This window comes from Streptomyces sp. NPDC001970 (genome assembly GCF_053594115.1).
On sequence record NZ_JBSFDW010000004.1, the window covers coordinates 267,351 to 287,685 of the forward strand.

Below are 20,335 nucleotides of genomic sequence, written 5' to 3' on the forward strand. Positions count from 1 at the left end.
CGCGGCATGCCCCGATCCACAGCGGAAGACGTCGACGGCTACCTCGCCGAGGTGGCGGAGCCCGACCGGCTGACGGCCCTCGTCCGGATCCGCGAGCTCTGTCGCACCGAGCTCGACGGCTACGAGGAGGTCATGGCGTACGGCATGCCCGCCTATCGCCGCCCGGGCGGTGAGCCCGAGATCGCCTTCGCCAACCAGAAGCAGTACGTCTCCTTCTATCTGATGCGCCCGGACGTGCGGGAAGGCTTCGAGGAGCGGCTCGCCGACCAGGACATGGGCAAGGGCTGCCTGCGCTTCCGGCGCACGGAGCAGGTCGACTTCGACCTCGTACGGGATCTGCTGAAGACGACCGCGGCCGGGCCCGGCGAAGTCTGCTGATCGGGTTCCGTGGTCCGGGCCTCTGTGTTTCTGGGGCGCCCGCCCCTAACATGACGGCCCGTCAGCTACGGAGGGGAGCCCATGGACGCCGCCTTCAGCCCGGAACAGTCCGCAATCCGCCGCACCCTGCGCACCGCGCTGTCGCGGGGGGCGCCTCCGGGACCCGTCCCCGGCGGCTCCGGGCCCGGGTACGACCCCGCGCTGTGGGCGCGGCTCGCCGATGAGCTAGGGCTGCCCGGGCTTGCACTGCCCGAGGCGTACGGGGGCGTCGGCGGCGGCACCGTGGAACTCGCGCTCGCCTTCGAGGAGGCGGGGCGGGCGCTCGCGCCGTTGCCGCTGTTCGCCACCGCCGGACTGGCAGCGCCGCTGATCGCCGCCCTCGGCAGCGAGGAGCAGCGCGCCGCGCTGCTGCCGGCCATCGCCGACGGGTCGCTCACCGCCGCCCTCGCGATCCCCGGCGGACACCTCGCCACCGCGCTCGGGCTCACCGGGGACAACGCCGCAGGGACATGGGCGGGCGGCGGCCGGGCCGGCGGCATACAGGCGAGGCCCTCACCGAAGGACGGCGGCTGGCTGCTGTACGGAGAGGCCGAGCAGGTCCTGGACGGCCACAGCGCCGGGCTGCTCCTCGTCGCCGCGCACACCGGAGGCTTCGCGCGCGGACGCACCCTGCTCTTCCTCGTGCGCACCGCCGGGATGGACGGCCTGGCCCGCACCCGCTGGACCGCCCTGGACGAGACCAGGCCCCAGGCCCGCATCGAACTGCGCGACTCACACGCCGAGTTGCTAGGCGACGGCGACGACGGCGACGACGGCGGTGACGGAACAGGCGGCGCGGGCGTAGCGGCCGCCCTCTCCGCCGCGGGCCGCACCGCCGCCGCGCTGCTCGCCGCCGAAGCCGTCGGCGCTGCCGCGTCCGCCCTCGACCGCACCGTCGAGCACGTGAAGGGGCGCGAGCAGTTCGGCCGCCCCATCGGCTCGTTCCAGGCCGTCAAGCACCGCCTCGCCGATCAGTACGTACGGGTCCAGGCGGCGCGCTCGGCCGCCTACTACGCGGCATGGGACCCGGACGCGGGCCCTCTCGCGCTCGCCCAGTGCCTGGAAGCGCTCCGCGTCGTCACCGGCGAGGCCATCCAGTTGCACGGCGGCATCGGCTTCACGTGGGAGCACGAGGCGCACCTGTACTTCAAGCGGGCGGCATCCGACGAGCTGCTGTTCGGTCCGGTCCACCGGCTGCGCGCCCGCGCGGCGGAGTCGGCGGGCCTGTTCGCGGACCCCGCCGGGGACCCGCTCGCCCGAGAGGAAGTGACCGTCTGATGGCCCCCGGAGCCCGCCTGGTGCAGAAGGTGTCCTCGACCCGGACCTTCGCGAAGATCGCCCCGCACTTCATCCCGGCCATGGACCGGGCCTTCCACCGCCTCACCCGAGGAAAAGTCCTGCTCAGCGCCCAGATGCTGCCCGGAGTGGTCCTCACCGCGCAGGGGGCGCGATCGGGTCTGCCGCGCCGTACCCCGCTCGCCTGCATGCCGGAGGAGGCGGCCGGCACCTGGATACTGACCGGCTCCAACTTCGGGCGCGAGGGTCACCCGGCCTGGACGGGAAACCTGCTCAAGCACCCCGACGCCGAGATCAGCTGGAAGGGGGAGGACATCCCCGTACGTGCGGAGTTCCTCACCGGCGAGGAGCGGGAGGAGGCATGGCGGGCGGTACTCGCCTTCTGGCCGCCGTATGCGAAGTACCAGGCCAGGGTGGAGCGCGAGATCCGGCTGTTCCGGCTGACGCGGCGCGGGTGAGCGCACCCGGGACGGTGTGACGTGTGCGGGCGCGCCCGTGTGACAGGACAGGCGTGGGCGCGCCCGAGATCGCGACCCGGTCGCTACTTCGTGGGCTTCTTGCCCGTGATGCCCAGGTGCACCAACAGTGCGAGATTCGGCTTCAGTTCGGCCTGCTTCACGCCCCAGGTCTGGAAGCCCTTCTGGTGGGAGGCCACTGCCGCGAGCATCGCGACCAGTGAGCCGGCCATCGCCGCCGGGCTCACGTCCTTGTCGACCTTGCCCTTGGACTGGAGCTCCTTCACCGACTCCGTAAGGGAGTTGGTGACCGAGTTCAGGATCTTCATACGGATCTTGTAGAACCGTTTGTCCCCCTCGGCCGCACCGAGGTCCACGACGCGCAGGATCGCGTCGTGCTTGCGCCAGAAGTCGAGGAAGCCCTCGACGAGCTCCTCGGCGGTCTGCCAGCCGGCCTTGCCGACCCAGGAGCGGCCGGACACGAGCGCCGTCAACCCGGCGCCCTCGTCGGCCATTTCCTCGGCGACCTCGAGGACCGCGCCCTCGACGTCCGGGAAGTACTGGTAGAAGGTCGCGGGTGACGTACCCGCCTTGCGGGCCACGTCGATGACCTTGACGTCCCGGTACGGCGAGGAGCTGAGCATCTCGCTGAGGCAGTCGAGCAGCTTCTGCCGCGTCGCCTGGCCGCGTCGACCGGCCACGCGGCCGTCGACAGTGCGTACTTGTCCTGTCATGCCGTCAGCTTACCGAGGGGTGATCGGCGCGCGATTCGGCCGACTGCAAATGGGGTGCGTCCCTCGTGTGGGTTAATAGTGTTATCAACAGCCTGTGGATAACTTCGGTGGACAACTCAACGAACGGCCCCTCGTGCCGGCGGCGTGCTCCTGTGCGCTCCCTGCGTGCGCCGGGCCGCGCTCTCCGCTTGACTGTGACTGGCGTCACACGCCCTGCGTACGGGAAGTGCAAAACGGGCGAGAAGTGACAGAAGCGCAGGAAGGGGTCAGGTCATGGCCGCATTCACGGAGGGCATGCCCTGCTGGGTGGACGCCCAGCTGCCCGATCTCGAAGCGGGCAAGCGCTTCTACGGCGACCTGTTCGGCTGGACGTACGGCTCGTACGAAAAGGACGAGGCGGAGCGGTACGGCCACTACACCGAAGCCCTCCTCGACGGAAAGCTCGTCGCCGGCCTCGTGCCCAAACGGGACGGCCGCATGCCCACGACCTGGGGCGTCTACTTCGCCACCGACGACGCCACCAGGACGGCCCGCAGGATCGGGGAGGCCGGCGGGCAGGTGATCACGGCCCCGGTGCCGGTCGGCCGCCACGGCACGACGGCGCTGGCGGTGGACCCCGGCGGCGCCGTGTTCGGGCTCTGGCAGAAGGGCGAGCACGCGGGCTTCGAGGTCCAGGGCAAACCCGGCTCGTTCTGCTGGACCGAGGTCTACACAAGGGAGAAGGAAGCCGTCGACCGCTTCTACGCCGACGTCCTCGGCTTCCAGGGCACTCCGCTTCCCGACGACGACGTCGACTATCTGATGTGGTCGCCCGCCGGCACCGAACCCGGCGAGGACACAGCGATCGGCGGCCGCAGCGTGATCACCGACGCCTTCCCGGCCGAGCTGCCCTCCCACTTCCTCGTCTACTTCTCCGTGGCGGACTGCGACGGGACGGTGGAAACGGTGACCGCCCTCGGCGGCCGCGTCACGGCACCACCCTTCGACATCCCGTACGGACGGATGGCCGTCCTGACGGACAACCAGGGCGCCGCCTTCGCCGTCCTCGCCGAGCAATCAAAATAACCCGAGACACCCCGGAACGCCCCCGGGTTCGCAACCGTGCCCTCCGGCAGGAACAATCAGGGGCGACGGGGCCGTACCTACATGGCCCGTACGGGGAGGTGGCAGGCGAAGTGGAGCAGCTGACGCAGCACGACCCGAGGCGGATCGGCCCCTTCGAGGTGCTCGGACGGCTTGGAGCCGGCGGCATGGGGCTGGTCTATCTCGCACGGTCGGCGTCCGGCCGGCGCGTGGCGATCAAGACGGTGCGCACGGAGCTCGCCGAGGACCAGCTGTTCCGCGTCCGCTTCACGCGCGAGGTCGAGGCCGCACGAGCGGTCTCCGGCTTCTACACCGCGGCCGTGGTCGACGCCGACCCGCGCGCCGCCGTGCCGTGGCTCGCCACCGCGTACGTGCCCGCGCCCTCGCTCGAAGAAATAGTGAACGAGTCCGGGCCGCTCCCGGCCCAGGCCGTGCGCTGGCTCGCGGCCGGGATCGCCGAGGCCCTGCAGTCCATCCACGGGGCCGGGCTCGTCCACCGCGACATGAAGCCCTCGAACGTCCTCGTCGTCGAGGACGGGCCCCGCGTGATCGACTTCGGTATCGCGTCCGGGGTGTCCAACACCCGGCTGACGATGACGAACGTCGCCGTCGGCACGCCCGCCTACATGTCGCCCGAGCAGGCCCGCGACTCCCGCAGCGTGACGGGCGCGAGCGATGTCTTCTCGCTCGGGTCGACCCTGGTGTTCGCTGCGACCGGTCACGCGCCCTTCCACGGCGCGAACCCCGTCGAGACCGTGTTCATGCTGCTGCGCGAAGGGCCCGACCTGGCAGGGCTCCCGGACGAGCTGCGGCCGCTCATCGAGTCCTGCATGCAGATGGAGGCCGCGCGGCGCCCCAGCCCCGAGGACCTGCAGGCGCAGCTGGCGCCGCACCTCTTCTCGTCCGGCAGCGACGACAGCGGCACGGCGACGGCGTGGCTGCCCGGCAGGGCCGTGTCGATGATCGAGCAGCGAGCCGGGCGGATGTCGAACGCGAACGCGAACGCCGGTGCCGGCGGGCGCCGGCCCGACACAGCCCCCGCACCGCCGAGACCGGACCGCGCCCCCGACCCCGCGCCTGACTGGGACGCCGCCTGGCGCGGCGGCAACGACCCCCGCACCGGGCAGGCGCCACCCCCCGGGCCGACCGCCCCCCAGCCCGCGGCCGACGGGCCCGTACGCCTTGCGGGCGCCCAGGTCCCGATCGGCCCGGGCCCGCGGGTCGCCGACGCCCGCGGGACCGCCGCCGCCGACGCCGGTCCCGCCACCGGCTGGGTCCGCGCGCCCGGCGGCAACCAGGCCGCCACCAGCGCCATGCCCGCCCCCACCGCCGCCACCGCCCACGGGGCACCGCCCGTCCCCGCGCCCGCCCCGTCCGCCGACGGCGGCCCGGCGCGCTGGCGGCCCTGGCGGTTCCGGATGTCGAACGACGTCTGGGGCACCCCGGTCGTCGACGGCGATCTGCTCTATGTCACCTCCTTCGAGGTGCACGCCCTGGACGTGGCCAGCGGCCGCCGCCAGTTCAAGACCCGCGACGTGGCCTGGGCGATGGCCGTGACCGGCGGGCGTATCCACGCGTCCGACGGCCCCACGCTGTACGCGCTCGACGCCAAGGACGGCAGCGAGTGCTGGCGGCTCGGAACCGACGCCTGGGTCTACTCCCTCAGGGCGGCCCGGGGCACCGTCGTCACCGGCACCCGCGGCGGCGGCGCCCAGGGCTGGGAGGCCTCCACCGGCGAGAAGCTCTGGGAGATCGCCGGCGCCCAGACCGACTTCGAGACCCCCGAGGCCGGGCTCGCCCTGTTCGACGACACCGTCTACGTATGGCGCAACGCCCGCCTCCAGGCCCTCGATGCCCGTACCGGCTCGGAACGCTGGTCCTACCCGGTCGGCGATGCCGCCTCATGCGGTGGCGTACCGGTCCGCGTCAACCAGGCGCCGGACGGGTGCACGTACATCTCGGCCGGCACCCGGGTGCTGTGCGTCGACACGGTGAGCGGCCATGTGCGCTGGCACTTCGAGGCGCCGGCCGTCTTCCTCTGCCCGCCCGCGTTCGTACCGGGCCCGGCGGTGACCGGCGGCGGGGTGTACCTCGCCGACTATCTCGGCACCGTGTACGCACTCGACGCCACGACAGGCAAGGACCGTTGGCGTATCGCCACCGAGTCCCGCAAGTCGGTCGAGCCCGTCCTCGTCGCCGACGGCAGCATCCACGTCGGCAGCGGCAGTGCCCTGTACACGCTGGACGCGGTCACCGGCACGCCCAAGTGGCGGTTCGCGGCCGGGGGAGAGGTCATCGGCACCCCCGTCGTCGCGGACGGCCGCGTGCACTTCGGCTCCGCCGACCATGTGCTGTACACGCTGGACGCGGGCGGGGGCCAGCTGCGCTGGAAGCTCGCGACCGGCGGCGAGATCACCGGCTCCCCGGTGGCGCGCAACGGCGTCGTGTACGCCTGCTCGAAGGACCGCTGCGTCTACGCCCTGGACGCGGTCAAGGGCACGGCAACGGGCCGCGGCGGGTCGACGACACGCTAGCGGCGTCCGCGGCCGCCCCCGCGGGGGTCCGGTGGTGTGTGCCCGGTATCGCCGGTCGGCCGGGGTGTCCGTCCGCAGGCGAGGGTCGGCCTGGGTGGTGTCCGTCCTCAGGCGCTGGTCGGGTTTGGGTGTCCGGGTATCGGGCTGGTGGTCCGGGTGTCCGTTCTCGATCGCCGGTCGGGCTGGATGTGTGTGGCCGGTATCGCCGGTCGGCCGGGGTGTCCGTCCTCAGGCGAGGGTCGGCCTGGGTGGTGTCTGTTCTCAGGCGCTGGTCGGGTTTGGGTGTCCGGGTATCGGGCTGGTGGCCCGGGTGTCCGTTCTCGATCGCCGGTCGGGCTGGATGTGTGTGGCCGGTATCGCCGGTCGGCCGGGGTGTCCGTCCTCAGTCGCCGGTCGGCCTGGATGTGTGTGCCCGTTCCCCCACGCCCGCCAGGGCGTAGGGGGAGATCGAGGCGCGGGGGTGCGGGGGCGGAGCCCTCGCAAACGGGGTCCGGGGCGGAGCCCCGGTTCGGGGAGGGGCGGGGCGGGGAGAAGGCCCGCCGCAGGCGTGCTACGGCTGCCGGCCCTCGTCCCGGAACGGATCCCGCTCAGGGCCCGCGCCGTACGGGTCGGGGCGTGGACGCCGCCGCGCCGAGGGATCCCCCGGATACGTCGGGTACGTCGGCAGCCGCTGGGTGTCATTCGGCCCCGGCGCCCATCCGTACGGCGATGCCCCCTCGCCCGCGGGCGGATACCCGGGCTCGGGCCAGGGCTCGGGTTGGGGTTCGGATCCGGGTCCGGGTCCGGGCCAGGGCCAGGGCTCGGGCTCCTCGACCCTCTCGACTCTCGGCGCCCGCCCACTCATCACCACCGCCCCCAGCAACAGCAGCACCCCGCCCCCCAGCGCGTTCGCCACCCCGTCACCCAGGGTCGGCCCGTCACCGCCGACGGTCAGACTGCCCACCGCCTGCCCCTGGCGCACCGTCCACAGGATCGTGAAGCCGAGCACGACCAACCCGGCCAGGCACACCAGCCACCGCGAGCGCAGCATCACCCCCATCAGGGTGACCAGCGCCGCGAATACGAAGGGGAGGAGGATCGACGTCGCGATCGTCGCCTCGGCGTCGGTGATCCCTCGGAACAGGTCCTGAACGCGGTAGTCGCTGCCGTGACGGCCGTCGTACCAGGCACGGAAGGGGCTCCGTACGGCGGCCGTCGCTCCGGCGAGAGCGAGCACCGAGCCGATGACGTTGCGCACCATTCCCGGCCTCCTCTCGCAGCAGACGCTACGCCCGGTGGTGCGGGTCCGCGACTGCGCTTCTGGGCGGTTCCGTTGCCCTGTATGGTGTCGTGCGCCCGTCAAACAGGGGCTGCTTTTCGCCATACTCACGCTTTCAACGGGGGGTTGAACAGTGAAGAAGCGCCATGTCCGTGCGATCGCCGTTGTCGGCCTTGTCCTGATCACGCTGACCGGTGCCCGCGGTTCCCGCGGCGGTGGCTGCGACAACGACAGCAGCTCCAGCACCTCCACCAGCGGAGGCAGCACCACCGGTGGCAGCCACTCCGACGATGACGACGACCTCGACATCGGCACGAGCGGCGGGTCGGTCTCCGGCGGCAGTGACGCCACGGACGAGCCCACGTACAGCGGCCCGACCGGCGCCGTCGACGCCAAGAGCGACGTGGAGATCAAGTACTGCTCCATCAACCGCGCCGAGACCGACGTCCGGGGTCAGCTCCTGATCAAGAACGAGACCCCGGTGGACCAGACCTACGACATCACGCTGCATTTCCAGGGCGACGACCCGGAGGTACCTCTCGTCGCGAAGTTCGACGATGTGACGGTCGCCGCGAAAGACCACTACTTCACGGAGGCGAGCGCCCCCTACACCGGCTCCGGCAAGGGGCTCGAGTTCAGGGAGTGCGAGGTCGTCAGCGCGACCCGCACCGCCTCCCCCTAACGCACCCGGTGCTCGCCCCTGCCCCGCCCGCCCGCGAACAGCTCGGCCTGCCGCTCCGGCGGCAGGTTCCCGAGCGCGATCAGGTGCGGGGCATGGGCCAGGGCATGGGCCCGCGCGGCCTCCTTCGCCGCCCAGACGGCCCGTACCGTTCCCTGCACGGCCTCCGTCGGGTACGACGCGATCACGCCCGCGCACCGTATCGCGGCGGCGACCTCGTCGCCGGGTGCCGTCACCTCGCTGACCAGGCCCGTCTCGTACGCCCGCCGGGCCGATACTCGCTCGGCCGTCCCCATGAGTGCCATCCGGGCCACCTCCCCGAACGGCATCCGCATCGCCATGTGGACGGACTCGTACGCGCTGACCATGCCGTACGTCGTATGCGGATCGAAGAACTCCGCGTCCTCGGCGGCGATCACGAACTCCGCCTCGCCGAGCAGATAGAACGCCCCGCCGCAGGCCAGCCCGCGGACCGCCGCGATGACGGGTTTCCACAGGTCGTTCGCCTTGGGGCCGATCGTGAGCAGCGGATCGTCGATCGAGTACGGGGACGAGGGCTGCGGCACCTCGGCACCGCGGTCGATCCCGGTGCAGAAGGCGCGCGTCCCCGCGCCGGTGACCACTGCGGCCCGCACGGTGTCGTCGTATCTGAACCCCCGCCAGATACGGCCCAGTTCGTGCGCCATCGCCAGGTCGATCGCGTTGTGCTTGCCGGGGCGGTCGAGGGTGACGACGGCGACCCCGGTGTCCTTGTCGGTCTCCACCCGGATGCTGCTCATGCGCGCTCCAGCAGCCAGCGCGGCACGGTCGTGCCGTCCGTGAGCCGGGTGAACGCCACCTTCACGGCCGCCCCGATCCGCAGCCGTGCCGGGTCGACCGAGTTCAGCGCGGCGTCCGGGGCGGCCACCACATTGCCGACGAGCCGGATGTGCGGCGCCTCGGCGAGTTCGACGACGACGGCGTTGTAGGGGGCCTGCTCGGCGTAGGCGGGCAGGAGCGGCGGATGGGGGAGGACGTACGACCAGATCCGGCCGCGTCCGCTCATGCACCGCCACTCGCTGTCGAACGACTGGCAGCGCGGGCAGCACGGGCGGGGCGGGAAGCGCAGTTCGCCGCAGCCGGAGCAGGCCTGGATGCGCAGCTCGCCCCGGGCGGCGTAGTCCCAGAACGGGGCGCCGTCCTCGTCGACGACCGGTGTCAGCAGATCTCCGGGCATCTCAACTCCTCAGCAGTACGGCCGATGTGGGAACGCCTTCGCCCGCCGTCACCAGGCAGGTGGCGGCGTCCGGCACCTGAGCGGTGCTCGTGCCACGCAGCTGCTTCACGCCCTCGTTGATGAGGTTGAAGCCGTGGACGTACGCCTCGCTGAGCCCGCCGCCCCCGGTGTTGATGGGCAGCCGTCCGCCGATCTCCAGCGCGCCGCCCTCGGTGAACGCCGCGCCCTCGCCGCGCCCGCAGAAGCCGTAGCCCTCCAGGGAGAGCGGGATGAGCGGCGTGAACGCGTCGTAGATCTGGGCGACATCGACGTCCTGGGGCCCGAAGTCGGCCTGTTTCCACAGCTGTCGGGCTGCGGTCCAGGCGGGGCCGGTGAGCGGGTCGTCGTTCCAGTAGTTGACCATGCCGTGGTGCTGGGCGGGCAGGCCCTGGGCGACGGAGTGCACGTACACGGGTGTGCGCCGGCAGTCGCGGGCCCGCTCGGCGGAGACGATCACACAGGCGAGCGCGCCGTCGGTCTCCAGGCAGTTGTCGAAGAGGCAGAGCGGCTCGCTGATCCAGCGGGCGGTCATGTACATCTCGCGGGTCAGCGGCCGCTCGTACATGATCGCGGAGGGGTTCTGGTTGGCGCGGTTGCGGCAGGCGAGGGCGACGTTGAAGAGATGGTCGCGGGTGGCGCCGTACTCGTGCATGTAGCGCCGGGCGAGCATGCCGATCTCGTCGGCCGGCCGCAGCAGCCCGAAGGGCCGCGTCCACTGGCCGGGGGTCGGCAGCTGCACGGCGGTGTTCTTCCACGGCCGCGGGCCCGAGCCCCGCTTCCGCGACCGCCACGCCACGCCCACGCTCGCCTGCCCCGTCGCGATGGCGGTGGCGAGGTGCGCGACGGTGGCGCAGGAGCCGCCGCCGCCGTACCCCACCTTGCTGAAGAAGGTGACGTCCCCCGCGCCGATGGCCTTGGCCACCTCGACCTCGTCGGTCTCCTCCATCGTGTACGAGGCGAAGCCGTCGACCTCGGCGGGGGCGATGCCGGCGTCGTCGAGCGCGGCGAGGACGGCCCGGCAGGCCAGGGTCTTCTCGGATTCGGGAAGGTGCTTCGCGAAGGGGGTCTGCCCTATCCCGGCTATCGCTGTCGCGTCCTTGAGGCTCTTGAGGCTCGCCATGCGGGCGAGGGTACAGCTAATCTGACGGACAGTCAGCTACTGCGTCCGACGACGGGAGGATCAGCGATGCGCGGCGACCTGGAGTGGGGCTCCATCCCGAGGCTGGTACGGAGTGCCGCGGAACGGTACGGGGAGCGGGAGGCCGTCGTCGAAGGCCGTACGCGCGTCTCGTACGCCGAGCTCGGCGATCGCGTCGAGCGCGCGGCGGCGGCGTGCATCGCGGCGGGCGTGGAACCGGGCGACCGGGTCGCGGTCTGGGCGCCGAACACGCTGGACTGGATCGTCTCCGCGCTCGGGGCGGTGTCGGCCGGGGCGGTGCTCGTGCCGCTCAACACCCGCTTCAAGGGGACGGAGGCCGCGTACGTCCTCGAACGCTCCCGCGCGAAGCTGCTCTTCATCACGGGCACGTTCCTCGGCACGTCGTACGTGGCGTCGCTGCGCCGGGCCGAGGTGGAACTGCCGCATCTGGAACAGGTGGTGGTCTTGGCGTACAGCGCGCCGGAGGACTACCGGACGTGGAAGGACTTCCTGGCGGGCGGTGATTCCGTCTCGGCCGCCGACGTACTGGCCAGGGCGGACGCGATCGCCTCCTCGGCCCCCTCCGACATCATCTTCACGTCGGGCACGACGGGCGCGCCCAAGGGCGCGGTGATCACCCACGCGCAGACGCTGCGCTGCTACGACGTCTGGAGCGAGCTGGCGGGGCTGCGGGAGGGCGACCGCTATCTCATCGTGAACCCCTTCTTCCACACCTTCGGCTACAAGGCGGGCATCATCGCCTGCCTGATGCGGGGCGCGACGATGGTCCCGCAGCCCGTCTTCAACGTGGACACGGTCCTGGCGAACATCGCCTCCGAGCGCATCTCCGTCCTCCCGGGCCCGCCGACCCTGCACCAGTCCCTCCTCGACCACCCGGCGCGCGACACCCACGACCTGTCGGCGCTGCGGCTGGTCGTCACCGGCGCTGCGGTCGTCCCGCTGCGTCTCGTCGAGCGCCTGCGCACCGAACTCCACATCGCCACGGTGCTGACGGCGTACGGCCTCTCCGAGGCGTCCGGCATCGTGACGATGTGCCGCCGTGGCGACGCTCCTTCGGTGATCGCCGCCACCTCGGGCCGCGCCATCCCCGGCACCGAGGTCCGCGTCCTCTCCGCAGGTCCCGGCGAACCGGGCGAGGTCCTGGTCCGCGGCCACAACGTCATGCGCGGCTACTTCGAGGACCCGGAGGAGACGTCGAAGGTCCTCGACGCGGACGGCTGGCTCCGCACGGGCGACGTGGGCGTCCTGGACGAGGCGGGCAACCTTCGCATCACCGACCGGATCAAGGACATGTTCATCGTCGGCGGCTTCAACGCGTACCCGGCGGAGATAGAGCAGCTCCTGGGTCTGCACCCGGACATCGCGGACGTGGCGGTCATCGGCATCCCGGACGGCCGGCTCGGCGAGGTCGGCAAGGCGTACGCGGTCCGGCGGCCGGGCGCCACGCTGACCGCGGACGACCTGATCGCCTGGTCGCGGCGGGAGATGGCGAACTACAAGGTGCCGAGGTCGGTCGAGTTCGTGACGGAGCTGCCGCGGAACGCTAGCGGGAAGGTGCTGAAGACGGAGTTGCGGGCGCGCCGGGGCTGACAACGGGAGAACGAACCCGTCCTGCGCCGGTCCGGCCCGAACTCCGAGTGGCTCAGAAGGCTTCGTGGATGTCTGCTCGCGCACCCGGCGGATGCCTAGGCGTTCGAAGCCGTGCAGACTCGACATGCCGCGGCCGCGGCGGCTCCCCCTCCGCGCCGCCGCGGCCGCACCCCGTCGGATGTGAGTCCTAGTCCTTGGGCGGGGTGGGCATGTGGTTGTCACCCTGGGTCGTGGCGCCGCCGTCCTTGGGCGGGGTGGGCATGTGGTTGTCACCCTGGGTCGTGGCGCCGCCGTCCTTGGGCGGGGTGGGCATGTGGTTGTCACCCATGGTGACGATCTCTTCGATCTTCTCGGCGTCGCTCATATCCGCTGACTCCCCTGTGCGTTGGGCTGTGGACTACGGATGGCGCCCGTTCGGCGACTCCCCCGAGGACCGCCGAACGGGCGCATCTGGACCGCTCACCTTAGCGATGAGCGCCCTGGCGACCCGTCTGCCCCCCGATGCGACGGATCGATAGGTAGAGAGTGCCGGGCAGGCATAAACGAATGCTGAACGCGGACGCGCGCGAGCGCTCAGGCGCGGGCGCGCAGGCTCAGCAACGCCCTCACGGCGTCGGCATCGCCTGTGCCCACCTGCTCGTAGAGGGTGAGTCCTTCGCGCCAGCACGCTTGGGCGCGGTCGATCTGACCGAGTGCGTCGAGCGCCCTGCCCAGCACGGTGAGCACGTCACCCCGAATCTTGTCGCCTCCGATGCAGCCCGTCGCGAGGGCCTGTTCGGCGTGCTGCGCGGCGCTTGCCGGCCGCTGTGCCGTGAGATGGGCCTGGGCGATGCGGAAGTGCGTCGTCCCCTCCCAGAGGCGCTGACGATCCTTGATGAACATCTCCAAGGCGTCGGACAGCTGTTCAAGCGCGTCGGCATGGCGGCCCGCCTGGGTGAGGGCCACGCCGAGGGCGTACCGACCGTTGGCCAGGCGCAGGGTGCTTCCGATGCGTGCGTAGAGGTCCACGCCCTGCTGGGCGAGTTCGATGGCGCTGGCGGTACGGCCCATCAACTGGTGAACACGGGAAAGGTTGCACAAGGCGCTCGCGGCTCCGGGCAGGTTTCCATCCGCGCGCGAGCCGTCCGCGGCCTTGAGCAGGTGCTCCTCGGCTTCTTCCAGGCATCCACGGCTGGCGGCGATGATCCCCCGGTCGTTGTCCGCCCAGTACACCGGCGCAGCGTCCCCCGTCGCCCCCGCCAGTTCCCTGGCGTTGCGCGCCTCCTCGTCCGCCTCGGCGTAACGGCCCGCGACCAGGTGGACGTTGGTGAGGACTGTCCGGGAGCGGCCCTCGGCGTGGCGGTCGCCCGTCGCCTGGGCGGCCTCGCGGGCGGCCAGGGCGGCCGATGCGTACTGCTTGGAGTTGGCGCCTGACTCGCCGAGGTCCTTCGCCGCCCACAGCAGGTCCACCGCACGCCGCAGCCGCTCGGGGACGAGCGCCTGCCGTGCGCAGGCCAGCAGGCTGTTCGCCTCCGTGTACAGCCAGTCCAGCGCCTCGTGCCGGTCGGCGAAGACCAGACCCTCGTACGCCGTCGACTCGAGATGGTCCACCAGCCGGTCGCCAGGACGCTCGATGGCGAACACCCGCGCCGCCGTCGCCAGATAGAAGTCCAGCAGCCGCGACAGCGCCGCCTCCCGCTCCGTCGGCGGCTGCTCGTCCGCGCATGCACGCGCGTAGAGCCGTACGAGGTCGTGGTACCGGTACCGCCCCGGTGCCGCCGACTCCAGCAGGGAGGTGTCGACCAGGGCCTCCAGGAGATCCTCCGTCTCCTGGGGCGGCAGGTCGAGGACGGCGGAGGCCGCGGCCAGGGAGATGTCCGGGCCGTCGGCGAGGCCGAGGAGGCGGAAGGCGCGGGCCTGGGCCGGTTCCAGTTGGCCGTAGCCGAGTTCGAAGGTGGCCTTGACCGCGAGGTCGCCCGCCTGGAGCTCGTCGAGGCGGCGGCGCTCGTCCGCCAGCTTCGCCGCCAGCACCGAGACCGTCCAGGTGCGGCGGGCCGCCAGACGTGAGGCGGCGATGCGGATGGCGAGCGGGAGGAAGCCGCACGCGGCGACCACGTCCAGGGCGGCCTCCCGCTCCGCCGAGACCCGCTCCGCGCCGACGATCCGGGTGAAGAGCTGGAGCGCCTCCTCCGGGGACATCACATCCAGGTCCACCAGGTGCGCGCCCACCAGGTCGACCATGCGGACGCGGCTGGTGATCAGGGCGGCGCAGCCGGCCGTGCCGGGCAGCAGCGGGCGGACCTGGGCCGCGTCGCGGGCGTTGTCGAGGAGGACGAGGACGCGGCGGCCGTCCAGCAAGGAACGGAACAGCGCCGCCCGCTCGTCGAGCGAGTCCGGAATCGCCGAGTCCGCAGTGCCGAGCGCCCGCAGGAAGGCCCCGAGCACCGTCTCCGGCTCCGCGGCCCGAGCGCCCGCGCCCTGGAGGTCGACGTACAGCTGTCCGTCGGGGAACTGCGGCCGGGCCGCGTGGGCGACGTGCACGGCGAGCGTGGTCTTGCCGACGCCGCCGATGCCCGCGAGCGCGGAGACGGCCATCACCGAGCCCTCGGCGGTGGCGAGCTGGTCGCCCAGTTCCCGTACGAAGGCGGCGCGCCCGGTGAAGTCGGGTACGGTGGCCGGGAGTTGGGCGGGTCGGGTGACCTGCGGGGCGCTGGGCGCGGGCTCCTCGACCGGACGGGCCAGTTCCACGTCGGCCTGGAGGATGCGCTGCTGGAGCCGGGACAGCTCGGGGCGCGGGTCGACGCCGAGCTCGTCGGCCAGGAGGCGCCGCGTGTCGGCGTAGACGGCGAGGGCCTCGGCCTGCCGCCCGCTGCGGTACAGCGCGAGCATCAGCAGCTCGCGCAGCCGCTCCCGCAGCGGGTGCGCGGCCGTGAGCGCGGTCAGCTCGGACACGGCCTCCGCGTGGCAGCCGACGTCGAGGTCCATCTCCAGTCGGGTCTCCAGGAGCTGGAGCCGCCATTCCTCCAGCCGGGCCCGCTGGGACTCGGCGTACGGGCCGGGCACGGACGCGAGAGCCTCGCCGTCCCACAGCCCGAGGGACTTGTTGATCAGTACGCGCGCCTGGCGGCGGTCGCCGCCCGCGCGGGCCTTCTCGGCCTCGGCGACGAGCTCCTGTGCGGTGTGCAGGTCGAGCGCGTCGGGCGGCGTGCGGACGGCGTATCCGCCGGATTCGCTGACCAGGGCGCCGGGGCCGAGGGCCTTGCGCAGCCGCGACGCGTACGTCCGTACCGCGGCGAGCGCCTGCGAGGGCGGCTCCTCGCCCCAGATGGCGTCGATCAGCTCGGCGGCCGTGGCGGTGCGCCCTTCGCGCAGCAGCAGCGCCGCCAGCAGCGCGCGCTGCTGCGGTGACCCGGTGGGCAGGGCCTCGCCGTCGCCCCAGGCGCGCACGGGTCCGAGCACGCTGAAGCGCAGGCCGCTGCCGCCGTGCCGCATCGGAGTCCGCTGCTCCGGAACGCGCGTCGGTGCGGAGGGCCCGTTCTCACGGTCCATAGCTTCCCCCTCGCCGGTATCGCCCCGGACAGTCTGCCTTGTGGGGGCCTGGCTCGTCAGCAATGGGTGACGCTCTGCACAGGATCTGCGGGTTCGGTCCTTTCAGGCAGCCGAACAGAGAGCTGACGGATCGTCAGATCGGCGCTACCGTGGTACGCATGGAGACCTTCCCGAAGATCATCTCGGTGGACGACCACACGGTGGAGCCGCCCCACGTCTGGCGGGACCGGCTCCCGTCGAAGTACCAGGACACCGGCCCGCGCGTCGTCCGGGCGCCGCTGAAGGAAATGACCTTCCTGGGCGGGAAGTTCGCCCCGGTCATGGGCGCCCCGGGCGACGACGGGCCGATCGGGGACTGGTGGGTGTACGAGGACCTGCACCGGCCGCTCACCCGCCTCGACACCGCGGTCGGCTACGACAGGGACGAGATCAGGCTCGAGGTCATCACGTACGAACAGATGCGGCCGGGTTCGTTCTCCGTGCCCGACCGGCTCGCGGACATGGACGTCAACCACGTCCAGTCGGCGCTCTGCTTCCCCACCTTCCCGCGTTTCTGCGGGCAGACCTTCACCGAGGCGAAGGACCGCGAGCTCGGGCTGCTAGGGGTCCGGGCGTACAACGACTGGATGGTCGAGGAGTGGTGCGGGCCCGAGGCGCAGGGCCGGCTGATCCCGCTGACGCTCGTCCCCCTGTGGGACGCGGAGCTCGCCGCCGCCGAGGTCCGGCGCAACGCGGCGCGCGGCGTGCGGGCGGTGGCGTTCTCCGAGATACCTCCGCACCTGGGCCTGCCGTCCGTCCACACCGACGCGTGGGACCCCTTCCTCGCGGCGTGCGACGAGACCGGCACGGTCGTCGCCATGCACATCGGCTCCTCGTCGCGGATGCCGTCGACGTCCGCGGACGCCCCGCCGGCCGTCGGCTCGACCATCACCTTCGCCAACTGCTCCTTCTCGATGGTCGACTGGCTGATGAGCGGCAAGTTCGAGCGCTTCCCGAAGCTGAGGATCATGTACGCGGAGGGGCAGATCGGCTGGATCCCGTACATCCTGGAGCGCGCGGACGTGGTCTGGGAGGAGAACCGCGGCTGGGGCGGAGTCGCGGACAAGGTCCTGCGGCCGCCCTCCGAGCTCTTCGCCGAGCACGTCCACGGCTGCTTCTTCGACGACGCCTTCGGGCTGCGGAACCTGGACGCGATCGGCGTCGGGAACGTCCTGTACGAGACCGACTACCCGCACTCCGACTCCACCTGGCCCAAGTCGCGGGAGGTCGGGGAGTCCCAGATGGGGCATCTGGCGCCGGACGTGGTGGAACGGATCGTGCGCGGGAACGCGATCGAGCTGCTGGGGCTGACCCCCGAGGGGCTCTGGGCCGGCCCGGGGGCGTGACGCGACATGACGAGGCCGCGGCCCCCGGTGGGGGGCCGCGGCCTCGTCGCCGCACGGTCAGCCGAGGAAGACCGACGAGACGGCGTTGTCGAAGCCGATGCCGGCCAGATCGGCGACGTTGCCGCTCACGACCTGGGACCTGCCCTTGCAGTCCTTCTCGGACCAGATCTTCAGCGAGCCGGAGGCCTGGAGGGACGAGGCGAGGTTGTCACGGCCGACGTTCCGGCAGCCGGAGCCGGCGAGGCCCTCGGACGGGTCGCCGAAGTTCTTCTCGTCGGACAGCGTGACGCTGGTGGCGGGCTTCCCCGTACCTTCGCCTCCGCTGTCGGCCTGGCCCCCGCCGGCCTTCTGGCCGTTCGGCGTCACGCCGAACCAGGTGCCACCGACACCCTGCCCGTTGGTGTCACCGGGCTCGAGGTCCTTGCTGAACCGGTAGACCGGCCAGCCGCCGATCGTCACCTGGAGGTTGCCGTCGTCCCGCTTGACGACCCCGACGTCGGATTTCTTCACCCCGTCGATGAAGATCTTGCCGCCGGGTGCGACGACCACGGGCGGCCAGGTGGTGGCGCACTCGCCGTTGCAGGCGGACTTCGACGGGTCCGCGGTGTCCTTGTCGAAGCGGTAGAGGGTGAAGCCCGCGCCGTTGACCACGACGGGGTTCAGGTTCCCCGCCCTGGCGGCGCTCAGCTGGACCCACTTCTTCGCGACCGGCCGGGTCGCGGGCCTGCCGGGGCCGTTGGCCCAGTCTCCGGTCTTGGGCTGCGCCTTGTTCTGCTGCGCGGTACCGCTCAGGAAGTCGAGGTTCTGCGTCCCGCCGGCCTGCTCGGCGGCCGCCGAGGTGTTCGGGGCGGCGGCGTCGGTCCCGTAGCCGTCGCCGTTGCAGGCGGTCAGCAGCAGGGCACCGGCAGCGGCGGCACTGGCGATCATTCCGAAGCGCTTGTTGAACATCGGGCTCTCCTCGCGTCATTCGCTCCGGACCCCCCGGAGCCTTCGCCACGAGGTACGGGGCGGGGTCCGTGGCCCCCTCACCCGGTTACGCCCCTGAGACACGCCCGGGACAGGCCGCGGCCATTGCGGACCGGGCGCGGCCATTCCTGGCATGACGTGGACATTCGAGGGCCGCGGCGTCGGCATTCGGGCCGTCCGCACGTGGACACCGGGGCGCGGGCGGCCCCACCATCGGCCCATGACGCTCTCGCTCGCTGAAGCCGACAAGATCCTCGCCGACAACTTCGCCCCGTGGGTGCTCGACCTCGGCCTGACCGTCGTCGAGACGGCCGGACTCCACGCCGTCCTGCGCCTGCCCTGGTCGGACCGGCTCGCCCGCGAGGGTGGCGCGCTCTCCGGTCAGGCGCTGATGGCCGCGGCCGACACGGCGACCGTGATCGCCGTCTCCGCGGCCCGCGGCGCCTTCGTCCCGATGACGACGGTCCAGCAGTCGACCACCTTCCAGCGTGCGGTGACCGGCGCGGACGTCCTGGTTGACGCCCGTATCTCCAAACTGGGCAAGCGCATGGCCTTCGCGGACATCACCATGACGGCGGAGGGCACGGACGAGCCCGCGGCCCGCGCCTCCACGGTGTACGCGCTGCTGGGCTGAATCCCGGGCCCTCGGGCCCTCAAAATCCTTTGCCCCGCAGGCCACCCTGCTGCGAGGCTCCCGGGCATGCCCGACAACGGATCCAGCGGTGCGCACAGCGTGGCCGCCCTCTTCTCCCACGGCCGGCTGACGGCGATCCCCCGGAAGCCGGCCCGTCGCGAGCAGTTGCTCGTGCACCTCGCGGAGACCCTCTTCGAGCCGGACCGCGCCTACACCGAGCGCGAGGTCAACGAGGCGCTGCTCACGGTGCACGAGGACTGCTCGGCCCTGCGGCGCTACCTGGTCGTGGGGGGCATGCTGTCCCGGACGAGGGACGGCAGCAGTTACCGGCGCGTGCGGTAGCCGGCCCTCACGGCTGACGCCCGTGCGGGGCGCCCGCGGGTTGGGGTGATGCCGGGCCGGTAAGTCGCGGGCAGTCGTTACGCCGGTGCGGTGCGCCCGCGGGCAGGGGTCACGCCTGGTCCTGAGGGCGCTTGCCCGCGACCGTGTCGATGAGGGCCTCCGCCGAGCCCGGTTCGCCCGCGAGACGGCCGGCCTCGCGGATCTGCTCGTCCGTCATGCCCTGCTCGGCCAGTTCGACGGCGTCGTGGATGCCGTTTCCGTCGCCGTGCCCGTACATGGTGAAGAACCAGCGGACGGCCTGCACCGGGTCGGTCGCGGTGCCGAAGCCGTCGCGGTACCAGCAGGCCGCCGCGTACATGGCGTTCGTCTCGCCGCGCTCCGCCGCCCACAGGTACCAGGCCAGGGCCTCCTCGTCCCGGTCCACCGCACCGAGGCGGTCACCGAGGGCGCAGCCGGCTTCGGTGACACCGAGACCGGCGGCGCCGGCCAGCAGCCGCAGCTCCTCGTCGCCGTCGGCGTCGCTGTCGAGTGTCGCGGCGAGATTGAACATTCCGTAGGCGTCACCGCCTTCGGCGGCCGCGCGGAACAGCTCCGCCGCCCGATCCTCGTCCTTCTCCACACCCTGGCCGTTGACCAGCATGAAGCCGTACGTGCGCTGCCCCGCAGGGTGCCCCGCCGTGGCCGCCGCCTCCGCGTACCGCACGGCCGTCGGCAGCGCGGACTCCTCGTAGTACTCCAGAAGGATCCCGGCCAGCAACGCCGCCGCATCCGCCGAGCCCGCGTCCGCGAGGGGTCTCAGTCGAGGAGCGGCCGTCCGTGATGCCTGGTTCGCCCCTTCGAGGCTCGCCTGCATCGCGGCCTCCACCCAGGCGCGACCCGCCGCGATCCAGTCGCCGTCCGCCGCGGCGCGCTCGGCCGAGGCCAGAAGCTCGGGGACGGGACGCGGCTCGGGGGCGTCCGTGGGCGGGATGAGGTGCGGGTGGCTCATGGGGAGCACTCTAGGCAGCCCCGGAAAGCCGG

19 protein-coding genes are annotated in these 20,335 nt (G+C 72.2%); 10 read left to right on the top strand and 9 right to left on the bottom strand.

Going from position 1 to position 20,335, the window contains the following annotated elements; genetic code table 11:
* The first annotated feature begins 6 nt into the window (after positions 1-6).
* From ACWCP0_RS07860 to ACWCP0_RS07870, 3 genes are all read left to right on the top strand, one after another.
* Positions 7-378 (top strand): iron chaperone, encoded by a 372-nt coding sequence (locus ACWCP0_RS07860; RefSeq protein ID WP_451077978.1) that lies wholly within the window; start codon positions 7-9, stop codon positions 376-378.
* An 81-nt stretch (positions 379-459) separates the two neighbouring features.
* Positions 460-1,695 carry an acyl-CoA dehydrogenase family protein gene (locus ACWCP0_RS07865; protein ID WP_451077979.1) on the top strand — a complete coding sequence of 412 codons (1,236 nt, stop codon included), beginning with the start codon at positions 460-462 and terminating at the stop codon, positions 1,693-1,695.
* Entirely contained in the window at positions 1,695-2,171 is a 477-nt protein-coding gene (locus ACWCP0_RS07870; protein ID WP_451077980.1) for a nitroreductase family deazaflavin-dependent oxidoreductase, read from the top strand. Before ACWCP0_RS07865 ends, ACWCP0_RS07870 begins: the two co-directional genes overlap by 1 nt.
* 83 nt (positions 2,172-2,254) lie before the next feature.
* Here the strand turns inward: ACWCP0_RS07870 and ACWCP0_RS07875 are convergent, their stop codons facing one another.
* Positions 2,255-2,902, bottom strand: coding sequence for a TetR family transcriptional regulator (locus ACWCP0_RS07875; protein WP_451077981.1), 648 nt, complete (start codon positions 2,900-2,902; stop codon positions 2,255-2,257).
* Positions 2,903-3,175: 273 nt separating this feature from the next.
* Between ACWCP0_RS07875 and ACWCP0_RS07880 the strand changes: the two genes are divergently transcribed.
* Together ACWCP0_RS07880 and ACWCP0_RS07885 are read left to right on the top strand one after the other, a co-directional pair.
* Positions 3,176-3,967: a VOC family protein gene (locus ACWCP0_RS07880; protein ID WP_451077982.1), complete on the top strand. Its 792-nt coding sequence runs from the start codon at positions 3,176-3,178 to the stop codon at positions 3,965-3,967.
* Positions 3,968-4,077: 110 nt separating this feature from the next.
* Positions 4,078-6,519, top strand: a complete 2,442-nt coding sequence (locus ACWCP0_RS07885) for an outer membrane protein assembly factor BamB family protein (RefSeq protein ID WP_451077983.1) — start codon at positions 4,078-4,080, stop codon at positions 6,517-6,519.
* A 550-nt stretch (positions 6,520-7,069) separates the two neighbouring features.
* Here the strand turns inward: ACWCP0_RS07885 and ACWCP0_RS07890 are convergent.
* Positions 7,070-7,759: a hypothetical protein gene (locus tag ACWCP0_RS07890; RefSeq protein WP_451077984.1), complete on the bottom strand. Its 690-nt coding sequence runs from the start codon at positions 7,757-7,759 to the stop codon at positions 7,070-7,072.
* 151 nt (positions 7,760-7,910) lie between these two features.
* On the opposite strand from ACWCP0_RS07890, the gene ACWCP0_RS07895 reads away from it, so the two are divergent.
* Entirely contained in the window at positions 7,911-8,459 is a 549-nt protein-coding gene (locus tag ACWCP0_RS07895; protein WP_451077985.1) for a hypothetical protein, read from the top strand.
* Here the strand turns inward: ACWCP0_RS07895 and ACWCP0_RS07900 are convergent.
* From ACWCP0_RS07900 to ACWCP0_RS07910, 3 genes are read right to left on the bottom strand one after another with little or no spacing between them, the layout of a single operon-like run.
* Positions 8,456-9,235: an enoyl-CoA hydratase/isomerase family protein gene (locus tag ACWCP0_RS07900; protein ID WP_451077986.1), complete on the bottom strand. Its 780-nt coding sequence runs from the start codon at positions 9,233-9,235 to the stop codon at positions 8,456-8,458. The two genes, ACWCP0_RS07895 and ACWCP0_RS07900, sit on opposite strands and share 4 nt — an antisense overlap.
* Positions 9,232-9,672: a Zn-ribbon domain-containing OB-fold protein gene (locus ACWCP0_RS07905; protein WP_451077987.1), complete on the bottom strand. Its 441-nt coding sequence runs from the start codon at positions 9,670-9,672 to the stop codon at positions 9,232-9,234. The genes ACWCP0_RS07900 and ACWCP0_RS07905 overlap by 4 nt, the downstream gene beginning before the upstream one ends.
* A gap of 1 nt (position 9,673) precedes the next feature.
* Positions 9,674-10,831, bottom strand: coding sequence for a lipid-transfer protein (locus ACWCP0_RS07910; RefSeq protein WP_451077988.1), 1,158 nt, complete (start codon positions 10,829-10,831; stop codon positions 9,674-9,676).
* A gap of 66 nt (positions 10,832-10,897) precedes the next feature.
* Between ACWCP0_RS07910 and ACWCP0_RS07915 the strand changes: the two genes are divergently transcribed.
* The gene (locus ACWCP0_RS07915) at positions 10,898-12,460 is read left to right on the top strand and encodes a FadD3 family acyl-CoA ligase (protein ID WP_451077989.1); all 1,563 of its coding nucleotides are present in this window, start codon (positions 10,898-10,900) and stop codon (positions 12,458-12,460) included.
* Positions 12,461-12,647: 187 nt separating this feature from the next.
* Here ACWCP0_RS07915 and ACWCP0_RS07920 read toward each other — a convergent pair whose 3' ends face one another.
* Positions 12,648-12,824, bottom strand: a complete 177-nt coding sequence (locus tag ACWCP0_RS07920; RefSeq protein WP_451077990.1) for a hypothetical protein — start codon at positions 12,822-12,824, stop codon at positions 12,648-12,650.
* A gap of 209 nt (positions 12,825-13,033) precedes the next feature.
* Positions 13,034-15,988 (bottom strand): AfsR/SARP family transcriptional regulator, encoded by a 2,955-nt coding sequence (locus ACWCP0_RS07925; protein WP_451077991.1) that lies wholly within the window; start codon positions 15,986-15,988, stop codon positions 13,034-13,036.
* Positions 15,989-16,146: 158 nt separating this feature from the next.
* On the opposite strand from ACWCP0_RS07925, the gene ACWCP0_RS07930 reads away from it, so the two are divergent.
* Positions 16,147-17,373, top strand: coding sequence for an amidohydrolase family protein (locus tag ACWCP0_RS07930; RefSeq protein ID WP_451077992.1), 1,227 nt, complete (start codon positions 16,147-16,149; stop codon positions 17,371-17,373).
* Positions 17,374-17,430: 57 nt separating this feature from the next.
* Here ACWCP0_RS07930 and ACWCP0_RS07935 read toward each other — a convergent pair whose 3' ends face one another.
* Complete coding sequence (locus ACWCP0_RS07935; protein WP_451077993.1) at positions 17,431-18,321, bottom strand: hypothetical protein; 891 nt, start codon at positions 18,319-18,321, stop codon at positions 17,431-17,433.
* A 238-nt stretch (positions 18,322-18,559) separates the two neighbouring features.
* Here ACWCP0_RS07935 and ACWCP0_RS07940 point away from each other — a divergent pair, with 238 nt between their 5' ends.
* Both ACWCP0_RS07940 and ACWCP0_RS07945 read left to right on the top strand, forming a co-directional pair.
* Positions 18,560-18,973, top strand: a complete 414-nt coding sequence (locus ACWCP0_RS07940; RefSeq protein WP_451077994.1) for a PaaI family thioesterase — start codon at positions 18,560-18,562, stop codon at positions 18,971-18,973.
* Positions 18,974-19,039: 66 nt separating this feature from the next.
* Positions 19,040-19,315: a DUF2087 domain-containing protein gene (locus ACWCP0_RS07945; protein ID WP_451077995.1), complete on the top strand. Its 276-nt coding sequence runs from the start codon at positions 19,040-19,042 to the stop codon at positions 19,313-19,315.
* 109 nt (positions 19,316-19,424) lie between these two features.
* On the opposite strand, the gene ACWCP0_RS07950 is transcribed toward ACWCP0_RS07945, so the two are convergent.
* Positions 19,425-20,303 (bottom strand): tetratricopeptide repeat protein, encoded by an 879-nt coding sequence (locus ACWCP0_RS07950; RefSeq protein WP_451077996.1) that lies wholly within the window; start codon positions 20,301-20,303, stop codon positions 19,425-19,427.
* Positions 20,304-20,335 lie beyond the last annotated feature (32 nt).

Bases quoted from the DNA above. Each gene is read 5' to 3' on its own strand.
- ACWCP0_RS07920 (WP_451077990.1), bottom strand. From the start codon at position 12,824: ATGAGCGACGCCGAGAAGATCGAAGAGATCGTCACCATGGGTGACAAC.
- ACWCP0_RS07905 (WP_451077987.1), bottom strand. From the start codon at position 9,672: ATGCCCGGAGATCTGCTGACACCGGTCGTCGACGAGGACGGCGCCCCG.
- ACWCP0_RS07950 (WP_451077996.1), bottom strand. From the start codon at position 20,303: ATGAGCCACCCGCACCTCATCCCGCCCACGGACGCCCCCGAGCCGCGT.
- ACWCP0_RS07910 (WP_451077988.1), bottom strand. From the start codon at position 10,831: ATGGCGAGCCTCAAGAGCCTCAAGGACGCGACAGCGATAGCCGGGATA.
- ACWCP0_RS07880 (WP_451077982.1), top strand. From the start codon at position 3,176: ATGGCCGCATTCACGGAGGGCATGCCCTGCTGGGTGGACGCCCAGCTG.
- ACWCP0_RS07860 (WP_451077978.1), top strand. From the start codon at position 7: ATGCCCCGATCCACAGCGGAAGACGTCGACGGCTACCTCGCCGAGGTG.
- ACWCP0_RS07935 (WP_451077993.1), bottom strand. From the start codon at position 18,321: ATGTTCAACAAGCGCTTCGGAATGATCGCCAGTGCCGCCGCTGCCGGT.
- ACWCP0_RS07930 (WP_451077992.1), top strand. From the start codon at position 16,147: ATGGAGACCTTCCCGAAGATCATCTCGGTGGACGACCACACGGTGGAG.
- ACWCP0_RS07925 (WP_451077991.1), bottom strand. From the start codon at position 15,988: ATGGACCGTGAGAACGGGCCCTCCGCACCGACGCGCGTTCCGGAGCAG.
- ACWCP0_RS07870 (WP_451077980.1), top strand. From the start codon at position 1,695: ATGGCCCCCGGAGCCCGCCTGGTGCAGAAGGTGTCCTCGACCCGGACC.
- ACWCP0_RS07945 (WP_451077995.1), top strand. From the start codon at position 19,040: ATGCCCGACAACGGATCCAGCGGTGCGCACAGCGTGGCCGCCCTCTTC.
- ACWCP0_RS07865 (WP_451077979.1), top strand. From the start codon at position 460: ATGGACGCCGCCTTCAGCCCGGAACAGTCCGCAATCCGCCGCACCCTG.
- ACWCP0_RS07940 (WP_451077994.1), top strand. From the start codon at position 18,560: ATGACGCTCTCGCTCGCTGAAGCCGACAAGATCCTCGCCGACAACTTC.
- ACWCP0_RS07915 (WP_451077989.1), top strand. From the start codon at position 10,898: ATGCGCGGCGACCTGGAGTGGGGCTCCATCCCGAGGCTGGTACGGAGT.
- ACWCP0_RS07875 (WP_451077981.1), bottom strand. From the start codon at position 2,902: ATGACAGGACAAGTACGCACTGTCGACGGCCGCGTGGCCGGTCGACGC.
- ACWCP0_RS07900 (WP_451077986.1), bottom strand. From the start codon at position 9,235: ATGAGCAGCATCCGGGTGGAGACCGACAAGGACACCGGGGTCGCCGTC.
- ACWCP0_RS07890 (WP_451077984.1), bottom strand. From the start codon at position 7,759: ATGGTGCGCAACGTCATCGGCTCGGTGCTCGCTCTCGCCGGAGCGACG.